The 12,489-nt window shown below is 60.6% G+C and carries 10 protein-coding genes; 6 read left to right on the forward strand and 4 right to left on the reverse strand.

Annotated elements, in window-relative coordinates:
• Positions 1 to 15 precede the first annotated feature (15 nt).
• On the reverse strand, positions 16 to 792 hold the full coding sequence (locus AC13QO_RS26895; protein ID WP_285193193.1) for a DeoR/GlpR family DNA-binding transcription regulator: 777 nt from the start codon (positions 790 to 792) through the stop codon (positions 16 to 18).
• 128 nt (positions 793 to 920) lie between these two features.
• Between AC13QO_RS26895 and AC13QO_RS26900 the strand changes: the two genes are divergently transcribed.
• The 4 genes from AC13QO_RS26900 (at position 921) to AC13QO_RS26915 (ending at position 4,446) form a co-directional block, all read left to right on the forward strand.
• Entirely contained in the window at positions 921 to 1,868 is a 948-nt protein-coding gene (locus tag AC13QO_RS26900; RefSeq protein ID WP_488542400.1) for a DMT family transporter, read from the forward strand.
• 153 nt (positions 1,869 to 2,021) lie between these two features.
• Complete coding sequence (locus AC13QO_RS26905; RefSeq protein ID WP_183703909.1) at positions 2,022 to 2,795, forward strand: amino acid ABC transporter substrate-binding protein; 774 nt, start codon at positions 2,022 to 2,024, stop codon at positions 2,793 to 2,795.
• A 212-nt stretch (positions 2,796 to 3,007) separates the two neighbouring features.
• Positions 3,008 to 3,688: an amino acid ABC transporter permease gene (locus tag AC13QO_RS26910; RefSeq protein WP_488542401.1), complete on the forward strand. Its 681-nt coding sequence runs from the start codon at positions 3,008 to 3,010 to the stop codon at positions 3,686 to 3,688.
• Positions 3,685 to 4,446: an amino acid ABC transporter ATP-binding protein gene (locus AC13QO_RS26915; protein ID WP_085779805.1), complete on the forward strand. Its 762-nt coding sequence runs from the start codon at positions 3,685 to 3,687 to the stop codon at positions 4,444 to 4,446. Before AC13QO_RS26910 ends, AC13QO_RS26915 begins: the two co-directional genes overlap by 4 nt.
• A 56-nt stretch (positions 4,447 to 4,502) precedes the next feature.
• On the opposite strand, the gene AC13QO_RS26920 is transcribed toward AC13QO_RS26915, so the two are convergent.
• From AC13QO_RS26920 to AC13QO_RS26930, 3 genes are all read right to left on the reverse strand, one after another.
• Positions 4,503 to 5,075, reverse strand: a complete 573-nt coding sequence (locus AC13QO_RS26920; RefSeq protein WP_488542402.1) for an NADPH-dependent FMN reductase — start codon at positions 5,073 to 5,075, stop codon at positions 4,503 to 4,505.
• 189 nt (positions 5,076 to 5,264) lie between these two features.
• Positions 5,265 to 8,729, reverse strand: a complete 3,465-nt coding sequence (gene pyc / locus AC13QO_RS26925) for a pyruvate carboxylase (RefSeq protein ID WP_488542403.1) — start codon at positions 8,727 to 8,729, stop codon at positions 5,265 to 5,267.
• A gap of 174 nt (positions 8,730 to 8,903) precedes the next feature.
• Positions 8,904 to 9,659 (reverse strand): LuxR family transcriptional regulator, encoded by a 756-nt coding sequence (locus tag AC13QO_RS26930; RefSeq protein ID WP_285193187.1) that lies wholly within the window; start codon positions 9,657 to 9,659, stop codon positions 8,904 to 8,906.
• A 382-nt stretch (positions 9,660 to 10,041) separates the two neighbouring features.
• On the opposite strand from AC13QO_RS26930, the gene AC13QO_RS26935 reads away from it, so the two are divergent.
• Positions 10,042 to 11,805 (forward strand): glucan ABC transporter ATP-binding protein/ permease, encoded by a 1,764-nt coding sequence (locus AC13QO_RS26935; protein ID WP_085779801.1) that lies wholly within the window; start codon positions 10,042 to 10,044, stop codon positions 11,803 to 11,805.
• A 244-nt stretch (positions 11,806 to 12,049) separates the two neighbouring features.
• On the forward strand, positions 12,050 to 12,403 hold the full coding sequence (locus AC13QO_RS26940) for a VOC family protein (RefSeq protein WP_488542404.1): 354 nt from the start codon (positions 12,050 to 12,052) through the stop codon (positions 12,401 to 12,403).
• The last annotated feature ends 86 nt before the right edge of the window (positions 12,404 to 12,489 follow it).

Genomic DNA, 12,489 nt, shown 5'->3' on the forward strand with positions numbered 1-12,489 from the left:
CTCCGTGACGACGGCTCAGTTCGTTTTTTCGGCGATGACGGTCCGGCAGCCGCGCTCGCGATAACCCGCAAGAATGGCGGGATCGGCATCGTGCTCGACGACCAGGCATTCGCAATGCGCAACCGGAAGGATGCTGTGGGGCGCAGCCGTGCCGAATTTCTCCGAGGTTACCGCCGCCATAACCCTTTTGCTTCTCGATGTTGCAAACCGCTTGAATTCCGCATCCTCGAATCCGAAGGTGGTGATGCCGGCCTCGAGATCGATGCCGCAGGCGCCGAGAATGCAGAGATCGGGCGAAATCTGCTCCATATCCCGCAAGGCCTTGGCGCCGAGCGCTCCACCTGTCTGCCGGTCCACCATGCCGCCGATCAGGATGACGTTGACGGCGGGCTTGTCGATCAGCGCTGCGGCAATCACCGGCGCATTGGTCGCAGCCGTCAGTGCGAGTTCGGCAGGCAGGGCGTTGGCAATCGCCAGATTGGTGCTGCCGGCATCGAAGAACACGCACGAACCGGCAGTGATCTGCTTCGCGGCAGCCCGCGCCAAGGCCTGCTTGCGGTCGGCGGCAAATCCCGTGCGCTGCGTCAGGCTTCCATACGCCGGCGAAACCGGCAGCGCGCCCCCATAGACCCGCTCGCAGAGGCCCGCCGCCGCCATCTCACGCAGGTCGCGCCGCACCGTATCCTCGGAGACGCCGAATTCGAGCGCAAGTTCCGCCGCCAGCACGCGGCCATTCAGCCGCAGCCGTTCGGAAATGACGCCTTGGCGCTCTCGTAACAGAAAATCCTGCATGTTCCTACCGAATCTGCGCGTGAAGTACGGAAAACGTGCATAACCGTTTACGACCGTGCAGGCAATATGCGCGATCACACGTTTTCTGACGCGGTGATACAAAGCGCCACCACCGGGCGAACTAACTATTGACCGGCCCAGAAGGCAGGATTATCGATTCACTATCCCCGATCCCCGCCGGCAATCCTGCCCCCTGGTGCGTCCCCATGAAAAATTCCGTCAGCCTGGGCATTCTGCTCACGAGCCTGGCCTATATGGCGTTCACGTTCCATGATGCGATCATCAAGATCCTGACTTCAAGCATTCCCGTCTGGCAGATCCTGTTTTTTCGCAGCCTTACGATCCTGCTCGGTTGTGTCGCCTATGGTCGCGTCAGGCTCATCCGTCAGACAATGACATCGCCGATCATCAGACCAATGATTGCCCGCAGTATCCTTCTCCTTTGCGCCTGGCTTTCCTACTACTCCGCCGCAAGCCGCCTGCAACTGGCCGAAGTCACCACGCTTTATTACGCCGCACCCGTCGTCGGCACCTTGCTTGCATGCTTCGTTCTGAAAGAGGACGTCATGCCAGCGCGATGGCTGGCCGTTGGCGTCGGTTTCGTCGGCGTGCTCATCGCCTGCGACCCGATCGGTCTCACTGTTTCCTGGCCCGTGTATCTGGCGCTACAGGCGGCGGTCCTCTGGGCGGCGGCCATGGTGCTGCTGCGCAAGACCTCGCTGCACGAAAAGACCATCGTCCAGCTTGCGGTCTCGAACGTCTTTTTCCTCGCCATGACGGGCATTGCCGCTCTTTACACTTGGCAGACACCCGACATGACGCAGTTGGCGCTTCTCACCGCAACCGGCGTAGTCGCAGGCTGTGCGCAGTTCGCCATCTTCGAGGGAATGCGACAAGCACCCGTCTCCGTGCTTGCGCCGTTCGAATATACGTCCCTCGTCTGGTCCTTCATCCTCGGCTATCTGATCTGGGGCGATATCCCACCGCCGAATGTCGTCGGCGGCGCGGCGATGATCCTCGGCGCCGGTTTGATCACCATCGTCAGCGAAAGGCTGCGCCGCCGGGCCGCGGTGTGATGCCCGTTTCCATGGAATTGATGCTTCAGAAGACGGCTTGAGAAAAATATTCGCAGTTGCCGCTTTTATTCGCAGTTTTCTACGCTTCCGGCGCCCTAGTTTTCTGCAAAGTATCGCTCATCCGATCGCAACCTCCCAAGGATGGATAGAACAATGAACTGGTTGAAAACCGTCGCCGCCGCTGCCCTTATTCAGGCCGCAGCCCTCCTGCCCGCCCATGCGGGCGAAAACCTCGCCGCCATCAAATCGGCCGGCGTCTTCAAGATCGGCACCGAGGGCACCTATGCGCCCTTCACCTATCATGACGAAAGCGGCAAGCTCGTCGGCTTCGACGTGGAGATCGGCGAAGCCATCGCCGCCAAGCTCGGCGTCAAGGCCGAGTTCGTCGAAGGCAAGTGGGACGGCCTCATCGCCGGCCTCGACGCCAAGCGTTACGACACTGTCATCAATCAGGTCGGCATCACCGAAGCTCGCAAGCAGAAATATGATTTCTCCGAGCCCTATATCGCTTCCAAGGCCGTGCTGATCGTCCGCGACGGCGACGACAGCATCAAGACCTTCGCCGACCTGAAGGGCAAGAAATCAGCGCAGTCGCTGACCAGCAACTTCGGCAAGATCGCTACCGAATCCGGCGCCGAACTCGTGGGCACCGATGGTTTCGACCAGTCGATCCAGCTTGTGCTGACCAAACGCGCCGATGCGACGATCAACGACAGCCTCTCCTTCCTCGACTTCAAGAAGCACAAGCCGGACGCGCCGGTAAAGATCGCCGCCGAGCAGGAAAATGCCGATTACTCCGGCATCATCATCCGCAAGAACGAGCCGGAACTGCTGGAAGCGATCAACAAGGCGCTCGCCGATATCAAGGCCGACGGCACTTACAAGAAGATCGCCGACAAATATTTCGGCCAGGACGTCTCGAAGTAAGCTTCGTCTAAAAAACTCCCCTCCCTCCCCACAGGGGGGGGGAGGGGCTTTGGCCGGGAGACCGCCTCACCTCAAAATAGACGTCCCGACTTGCAGTTCGGTGGTCATTTCATGCAGCGTGGGAGGCAGATTAAGTCCCTGCCCCTTGTGGGAAGCGGTTGGGGAGGGGTATTTCGAAGTATTGCTGCTCAACCGACGAGAGGGAATATCCCTTGCCGCACTGGCTCCAACTGATGGCGGAATCGCTTCCCTCGCTCCTCTGGGCGGGATTGATCTTCACCATTCCACTGACGCTGCTCTCCTTCATCTTTGGTCTGATCCTCGGCCTGATCACGGCGATCGCCCGCCTTTTCGGCCCGACGCCCGTCGCGGCGATTGCCCGCTTCTATGTCTGGGTCATTCGCGGCACGCCGCTGCTCGTCCAGCTCTTCGTGATCTTTTACGGCTTGCCGAGCATCGGCATCCTGCTCGACGCCTTTCCTGCCGCCCTGATCGGCTTTACCCTGAATATCGGCGCCTACAGCTCCGAAATCATCCGCGCGGTCATCTCCTCCGTGCCGAAGGGCCAGTGGGAAGCAGCCTATTCGATCGGCATGAGCTGGCGCCAGGCGATGAGCCGGACGATCCTGCCGCAGGCAGGCCGCGTCGCCGTGCCGCCTCTGTCGAACACCTTCATCTCGCTGGTCAAGGATACCTCGCTTGCCGCCGCCATCACCGTGCCGGAGCTCTTCCAGGCGGCACAACGCATCGTCGCCACCACTTACGAGCCGCTGATCCTTTATATCGAGGCGGCGCTGATCTATCTCGTCCTCAGCTCCGTCCTCTCGCAGCTGCAGGTACGGCTGGAACGCCGTTTCGCGCGTTATGGCGGCATGCTGGAGGCAAACGCATGATCGAGCTTTCCAACATCGAAAAGCGCTTCGGCGATGCCGTCATTCTGAAGGATATCAGCATCCGCATTCCCGAGGGCAGCGTCACCGCGCTCGTCGGGCCGTCCGGTGGTGGCAAGAGCACGCTACTGCGCTGCATCAACCTGCTCGAAATCCCGACATCAGGCGCGATCCGCCTTGGTGAGGAAGAGCTTTCCTTCGCGCCCGGCAAACGCTTGGGATGGCAGGCGATCCAGAAAATCCGCCGTCAGACCGGCATGGTCTTCCAGAACTTCCAGCTCTTCCCGCATCAGACCGCGATCGAAAACGTCATGGAAGGTCTGGTCACGGTGCTAAAATGGCCGAAGGCGAAATCGCGCGAACGCGCCATGGAACTGCTGACCAAGGTCGGCATGGCGCACAAAACCGATGCCTGGCCCTCGACCTTATCGGGTGGTCAGCAGCAACGCGTGGCAATCGCCCGGGCACTCGCGCCGTCGCCGCGGGTGCTTCTCTGCGATGAGCCGACCTCGGCGCTCGATCCGGAACTTTCGGCGGAAGTGGTCGATGTGCTGGGCCAGCTTGCCCGCGAAGGCACGACGATGGTCATGGCCACCCATGATCTCCGGCTCGCCTCGAAAATCGCCAACGACGTCGTCTTCCTGGAAGCCGGGAGCGTGGTCGAAACCGGCAGTGCGAAAGCTATTTTCAGCGCGCCTAAGCGCGAGCGCACCAAGCGCTTCATCTCGACGATCAACGCCGCCCATACATACGACATCTGAACTGTCTCACGTGAATCGTGATTCACGTGAGACGCTTTTGATTTAAGCGGCCTGCCTCAGGCCGAGGTGACGACCGAACGCGCCGCCTTCAACGCATTGCCCCACCAGACGAGCTGATCGAGCTGGTTCTTGGCCGCCTCGTTGAGGTGCGGGTAATCGCCAAGGCTCTTGCCTTCCTTGAGCACGCTCAGATATTCGCTGAAAGCGATGTGCACGCCCGTTTTCACCGAAGCGGCGCCCATTTCCACGAAGATCAGCCGAAGCTGCTCGACGGCGCGTGCACCGCCAACGCCGCCGTAACCGACGAAGGCAACTGGCTTCTGAATGAATTCGCCGAGGTCAATGGCGTTCTTCAGAACCGCCGTCGGCGCATGATTGTACTCGGCAACGGTGAATATGTAGCCGTCAAATTCGCGCAGCTTCTTCTTCCAGCGCTCGGCGGTGTCGCTTTCCGCCGGGGTGGCGCGCTCTTCGCCGAAGAAATGCATGGGATAGTCGAGAAGATCGAGAACCTCGACTTCCAGATCGGAGCGTTGGCCGACGAGCCCGGCAATCCATTTTGCTGGATGTTCGGCGAAACGGCCAATACGAGTGCTTCCGACAATGACAGCGATCTTCAATTTGCTCATGAAATTGTTTCCTGATTGATCTTGGGAGAGGCAGGCAGGCAAGTCTACGAAAAAGCCTCCCCGCCGGGCAAGGCGAGGAGGCCATTCGCTTTTCGAAAAAGCCGGCCTTTTAACAGCCTGGCTCTACACAATCGGGTGATCAGCCCGACTTGGCAAGGACGGGCGGACGAAACCTTTCGTGCCGTTTGCTCATCCGCCGTAAACCACCAGCAGATCCTTCGCGTCGATCTGGTCGCCGGCTTTGACCAGCACTTCGGCAATGGTGCCGTCCTTTTCGGCATGGATCGCGGTTTCCATCTTCATCGCCTCGATGGAGACAAGCACGTCGCCGGCGCTGATGGCCTGGCCCGGCGAGGCGAAGACGCGGCTAATGACGCCGGGCATCGGCGCGCCGACATGGGCGGCGTTGCCGACCTCGGCCTTGCGGCGCACGGCCGCCCCGGTCGCCCCATGGGCCCGATCGGGCACCTTGATGCGGCGCGGCTGGCCGTTGAGCTCGAAGAAGACGGTGACCATGCCCTGACTGTCGGTTGCGCTCATCGCCTGGTTGACGATAACGAGCGTCTTGCCCTTCTCGATATCGGCGAACAGTTCCTCGCCGTCCGCCAACCCGTAGAAATAGGCGGGCGTCGGCAGTACCGAAACCGGGCCGTAGGTATCGGAGGCAAGCGCAAAGTCGGTGAAGACCTTCGGATACATCAGATAGGAAGCGAATTCGAAGTCGCTGACCTCGCGCTCCAGCTTCTTCTCGATGACCTTGCGTTCCGCGTCGAGATTGGCTTCCTTCAGCAGTGAGCCCGGACGCACCGTATAGGGTTTTTCGCCCTTCAATGCCTTCTTCTGCAGCGCTTCCGGCCATCCAGACGGTGGCTGGCCGAGATCGCCCTTCAGCATCGACACCACCGATTCCGGGAAGGAAACCTCGCGGTCGGGGCTGACGACATCGGCAACGGTCAGGTCCTGGGAGACCATCATCAGCGCCATGTCGCCGACCACCTTCGAGGAGGGCGTCACCTTGACGATGTCGCCGAACATCTGGTTGGCGTCGGCATAGGCCTGCGCCACTTGGTGCCAGCGGGTTTCCAGTCCCAGCGAGCGGGCCTGCTCCTTCAGGTTGGTGAACTGGCCGCCCGGCATCTCGTGGAGATAGACTTCGGAGGCTGGCCCTTTGAGATCGCTTTCGAAGGCGGCATATTGGTTGCGCACCGCTTCCCAATAGAAGGAGATGCGGCGAATCCATTCCGGATCGAGACCGGGGTCGCGCTCGGAGCCGGAGAGCGCCTCGACGATCGAGCCGAGACAGGGCTGCGAGGTATTGCCGGACAGCGCATCCATCGCCGCATCGACGGCATCGACGCCGGCTTCGACCGCGGCAAGAACGGTCGCCGCCGCAATGCCTGAGGTATCATGCGTGTGGAAGTGGATCGGCAGACCGGTCACCTCGCGCAGCGCCTTGAACAGAACCTTCGCAGCCGCAGGCTTCAACAAGCCCGCCATGTCCTTCACAGCGATGATATGGGCGCCGGCCTTTTCGAGCTCGACGGCAAGGCCGGTATAGTACTTCAGGTCGTATTTCGGCCGCGCCGAATTCAGGATGTCGCCAGTATAGCAGATCGCCGCTTCGCAGAGCTTGTTCTCCTCGGCAATGGCATCCATCGATACCCGCATATTCTCCACCCAGTTCAGGCAGTCGAAGACGCGGAAGAGATCGATGCCGCCCTTGGCGGCCTGGCGGACGAAGTATTTGACGACATTGTCGGGATAGTTGGTGTAGCCCACACCGTTGGCGCCGCGCAGCAGCATCTGCAGGAGCAGGTTCGGCGCCCCCTCGCGGATCAGCGCCAACCGCTCCCACGGATCTTCCGTGAGGAATCGCATCGAGACGTCGAAGGTGGCGCCGCCCCAGCATTCGAGCGAGAGCAGGTTCGGCAGCGCATGCGCATAGGTGCCGGCAATGCGGGCAATGTCATAGGTGCGCATGCGGGTGGCGAGCAGCGACTGGTGGCCGTCGCGCATCGTCGTGTCGGTCAGAAGCACCCGCTTCTCATTGCGCATCCACTCGCCGAACTTCTTCGGCCCAAGCGTGTCGAGAAGCTGCTTCGTGCCGTCCTTCACCCCGTTGCCATTGGCATAGGGCACCACCGGCTTGGCGGCGTTTTCCTGCGGCTTCGGCCTGTCCTTGGCCTCGGGATGGCCGTTGACGGTGACGTCGGCGAGATAGGTCAGGAGTTTCGTCGCGCGGTCCTGGCGCTTGACCTGCTGGAAGAGTTCCGGCGTCGTGTCGATGAAGCGGGTGGTGTAGCTGTTGTCGCGGAATTTCGGATGGCCGATGATCGCTTCGAGGAAGGTCAGATTGGTGGCCACACCTCGGATGCGGAATTCGCGCAGCGCCCGGTCCATGCGGGAAATGGCTTCCAGCGGGTTCGGCGCCCAGGCTGTGACCTTGACGAGCAGCGGATCGTAATAGCGGGTGATGATGGCGCCGGAATAGGAGGTACCGCCGTCGAGGCGGATACCGAAGCCGGAGGCCGAGCGATAGGCGGTGATGCGGCCGTAATCCGGAATGAAATTATGCTCCGGATCTTCCGTCGTCACGCGGCACTGCAGGGCGTGACCGTTGAGACGGATCTCTTCCTGCTTCGGCACGCCGGATTGCGGCGTGCCGATCGCATAGCCGTCGAGGATGTGGATTTGCGCCTTGACGATATCGATGCCGGTGACGACTTCGGTCACCGTGTGCTCAACCTGGATGCGCGGATTGACTTCGATGAAGTAGAATTTGCCGGTATCGGCATCCATCAGATATTCGACGGTACCGGCGCCGATATAGTTCGTCGCCTCTGCGATCTTCAGCGAATAGGCGGCGAGTTCCTGGCGCTGGGCTTCCGAAAGATAGGGTGCCGGCGCGCGCTCGACGACCTTCTGATTGCGGCGCTGAACGGAACAGTCGCGCTCGAAGAGATGCACGACATTGCCGTGGGTGTCGCCGAGGACCTGGCTTTCGACGTGGCGAGCGCGCTCGACGAGCTTTTCCAGATAGACCTCATCCTTGCCGAAGGCGGCCATTGCCTCGCGCTTGGCTTCCGTCACTTCCTTGGCGAGATCGGCCTCGGAACGGATGACGCGCATGCCGCGGCCGCCGCCGCCCCAGGAGGCCTTCAGCATGACGGGATAGCCGATCTCGGCGGCCATTCTGGCGACTTCCTGCATATCGTCCGGCAGCGGTTCGGTCGCCGGCACGACCGGCACGCCGACGGAGATCGCCAGATTACGCGCCGCCACCTTGTTGCCGAGCTGGCGCATCGTATCGGCCTTCGGGCCGATGAAGATGATGCCGGCCTTGTTGCAGGCATCGACGAATTCCGGGCTTTCCGACAAGAGGCCGTAGCCCGGATGGATGGCGTCGGCACCGGAAAGCTTGGCGACGCGGATCACCTCGTCAATCGACAGATAGCTTTCGATCGGCCCGAGATCGCGGGCAAGATGCGGGCCGCGGCCGACCTGATAGCTCTCGTCCGCCTTGAAGCGGTGCAGCGCCAGCTTGTCCTCTTCCGCCCAGATCGCCACCGTTTTTATTCCAAGCTCGTTGGCCGCGCGGAACACGCGAATGGCTATTTCGGAGCGGTTGGCAACGAGTATCTTGGATATGGGCAAAACGGTCTCCTCCGTCGTTCAGACACGGGCATGCTGCACCCGCGAAGAAAATTCTTAACTTCTTGTCACGGGAAGTTCAATTTCTCTTGCGACTGCGAAACGCACTTTCTCGCCATGCCAGCGGATGTCGGCCGTCAGTATGCAGCGATTTCGACGGAGTGGATAAGGAAAAGCCTAGCTTATCAGACCGTGGCGGAAGGCAAGCGCCACTGCCTGCTGCCTGTTCTTTGCCTTCAGCTTGGCCTGCAGACCGTTCATATACCAGTCAACGGTATGGTTTGAGATCTTCAGCATTTTGCTGATCTCCATCGACGTCATGCCTTCGGCGAGATAGTGGAGGATTTCCATCTCGCGCCGCGTCAGCGGCGTCTCGGTCGGCAGCACCGTTTCCAGCGCCTCGGCCTCGCCTTTCAGGTCGAGTAATCGCCAGAAGGTCTTGCGCGCCACGGCCTCAAGCAGCGCGATTTCCACCGGCGACAGATCGATCGGCTTGCCGCCGAGGCTGAGGCTGCCGAGAATGCCGTTGCGCCCGTGAATCGGAAAGAGATAGCCGTCCTCCAATCCGTGGCCGAAGGCATCGACCATCATCTGCTCCATGCGGCGCTGATGCACGTCACCGTCGAAGGCTGCCATACTCTCCCGCCAGCGGAAAGGCCGTTGCGCATGCGCGAGATAACGCACCATCGGATCGATCCGGACATATTTTTTTGCGGCATATATCTGTAGCCATTGTTCCGGCCAGCGGCCGGCAAGCGGGGCGGCGCGCAATTCGATATTCTGCTGCGCCGGGCCTTGCTGCAAATGTCGCAGCAGACCGTAATATTCGAAACCGGAACCGTGGAGGGCCTGCTCGAGTTCGGTGACGACGGCGTCCGGATCTGGGCACTCTTCCAGAATTACAAGCAATTGAATTAAAGAATTAATATTCACAAATAGCGCCTTTGTCCGGACTAGATGCCCGCAGGCCGTTGGCGGCTGTTCAGATTGGTCGCGTAACGGTCTTCTGCAGAAAATGCAGTCTCTAATTTAATGCTGCGCTAAACATTGATTAAAATGCAAGCGCAAATTGTTGCGAGATATAATCATGGTGGAATTCCGGCGCCAGACCCCGCTGCCGAAAAATCCTATGAGCCCGAGAACGTCTCTCTGTTCTATCCTATTGAGGCAGCTTCAATTTCATCGCAGATGCGATCGCGCGATCAAGTTAACAACCCGGCGGGCGGATTCCCGAATACTCCGTTAATCGCCGGTTCAGGTAGCCTTTTGTAGCATCCCACCATTCCCGTTTTCGCAGATGCACAAGAGGTTAGACGTGTCGCTATTCAAGGTCTATGCAAGAGCTCTGCGCTATCTTGGCGCTTACAAGCTCCGCGTATCCCTGGTCGTTATCGCCAACATTGTTCTGGCGACCATCACCATTGCGGAACCGATCCTGTTCGGTCGCATCATCGATGCGATATCGGGCAAGGGCGAAGTCAAACCCATCCTCTTCATGTGGGCTGGTTTCGCCGTGTTCAATACTGTCGCTTTCGTTCTGGTATCCCGCGAGGCCGACCGGCTTGCCCATGGCCGGCGGGCAACGCTGCTGACGGAAGCCTTCGGGCGCATCATTTCCATGCCGCTTGCCTGGCACCATCAGCGCGGCACCTCCAACGCGCTGCATACGCTGCTGCGGGCCTGCGAGACGCTGTTCGGCCTCTGGCTTGAGTTCATGCGCAACCACCTGTCGACGGTTATTGCGCTGGCCCTGCTGGTGCCGACCGCAATATCGATGGACTTGCGCCTCTCTGCCGTGCTGATCGTGCTTGGCATCGCCTATTGGCTGATCGGCCGCGTGGTCATGAGCCGCACCAAGGATGGCCAGGCTTCGGTCGAAAACCACTACCATACCGTCTTCTCGCATGTCAGCGACTCGATCAGCAACGTCTCCGTTCTGCATAGCTACAACCGCATCGAAGCGGAAACCAAGGCGTTGAAGTCCTTCGCCAACCGCCTGCTCGAAGCGCAATATCCGGTGCTCGACTGGTGGGCGCTCGCCAGCGCGCTGAACCGCATGGCCTCGACCATCGCAATGATGGTGGTTCTGATCATCGGCACGATGCTCGTCCAGTCCGGCCAGCTGCGCGTCGGTGACGTCATTGCCTTCATTGGCTTTGCCAACCTGCTGATTGCCCGTCTCGACCTGATGCGTCAGTTCGCTACGCAGATCTTCGAGGCCCGCTCCAAGCTGCAGGATTTCTATACGCTTGAGGATTCGGTGCGCGATCGTGAAGAGCCGGCCGGCAATGGTGAGATCAAGAACGTCAAGGGTGCGGTTGAATTCCGCGACGTCTCCTTCGGCTTCGGCAACAGCTCGCAGGGCCTGCACAATGTCTCCTTCTCGGTGAAGGCAGGCCAGACGGTCGCCATCGTCGGCCCGACCGGCGCCGGCAAGACGACACTGGTCAACCTGCTGCAGCGCGTCTACGACCCGCAGGGCGGCCAGATCCTCGTCGACGGCACCGATATCACCAAGGTGACCCGAAAGTCGCTCCGTCGCCATATCGCTACCGTCTTCCAGGATGCGGGCCTGCTGAATCGTTCGATCAGCGACAATATCCGCCTCGGCCGCGAAGGTGCGAGCGAGGAGGACATGCGCCGTGCTGCCGAAGCCGCCGCCGCCGCCGATTTCATCGAGACCCGTGAAGATCGTTACGATACCCATGTCGGCGAACGCGGCAACAAGCTCTCCGGTGGTGAACGCCAGCGCATTGCGATCGCCCGCGCCATCCTCAAGGATGCGCCGATCCTGGTGCTCGATGAAGCGACCTCGGCGCTCGACGTCGAGACCGAAGCGCGCGTCAAGGCCGCGATCGACAATCTGCGGCAGAACCGCACCACCTTCATCATCGCCCACCGCCTCTCGACGGTCCGTGAAGCCGATATGGTGCTCTTCCTCGATGATGGACGTGTCGTCGAGCAGGGCGGCTTCGATGAGCTCAGCCACAGCAACGGCCGCTTCGCCGCGCTGCTGCGCGCCAGCGGCATCCTGACGGACGAGGAAGTCCGCAAGGCCCACACCACCGAAGCCGCCTGAGCGCTTCGGGTTACAGGATAAGGCAGGAAGGGCAGGCGCTCTTCCGGCCTTTTGTTTTTCTTGGGGAGCGGAAGGCCGCGTAGCTCCCTCTATCCCGCCGGCCACCCCTACCAGGCAATGGTAGAGACAGAAGGCGGCGCAGGGGGAGTCGTCAGAGGCACTACATGTCTGGCGGCGGGACTGATTGATCGCGCCGCCGATCCCCTCTAAATTCTTGTCCTTACCCGATACTCAGGAGAGCGGCATGAAAGTCCTGCGCATCGTTGCCAATATCCAGGCGCCCGACCTCATGGCCGCCAAACGCTTCTATCAGGATATTCTCGGGCTCGATCTGATGATGGATCTCGGCTGGATCGTCACGCTCGGCGCGAATACTTCCATGAAGGTTCAGCTCAGTGTCGCCAGCCAAGGCGGTTCCGGGACTCCGGTGCCCGATCTCTCCATCGAGGTGGATGATCTCGATGCTGCTTTCGAGGCGATGTCTGGCGCCGGCATTCCGATCGAATACGGTCCGGCCGACGAGCCCTGGGGCGTCAGGCGCTTCTACGTGCGCGATCCTTTCGACCGGCTGGTGAATATTCTCGTTCATAAAAGTTGAGCCGGCGGCATTACAGCGCAGCGCGTCTTTCCAGACGCGCTGCGCTGTAATGCCGTAGGGCTTTGAATGCGATTTCGGGACGCCGC

The organism is Rhizobium sp. CNPSo 3670 (assembly GCF_057784555.1).

What these genes read in the sequence shown, in the direction of transcription:
- AC13QO_RS26905 (WP_183703909.1), top strand. Translation starts at nt 2,022, where the DNA reads ATGAACTGGTTGAAAACCGTCGCCGCCGCTGCCCTTATTCAGGCCGCA.
- AC13QO_RS26895 (WP_285193193.1), bottom strand. Translation starts at nt 792, where the DNA reads ATGCAGGATTTTCTGTTACGAGAGCGCCAAGGCGTCATTTCCGAACGG.
- AC13QO_RS26920 (WP_488542402.1), bottom strand. Translation starts at nt 5,075, where the DNA reads ATGAGCAAATTGAAGATCGCTGTCATTGTCGGAAGCACTCGTATTGGC.
- AC13QO_RS26915 (WP_085779805.1), top strand. Translation starts at nt 3,685, where the DNA reads ATGATCGAGCTTTCCAACATCGAAAAGCGCTTCGGCGATGCCGTCATT.
- AC13QO_RS26940 (WP_488542404.1), top strand. Translation starts at nt 12,050, where the DNA reads ATGAAAGTCCTGCGCATCGTTGCCAATATCCAGGCGCCCGACCTCATG.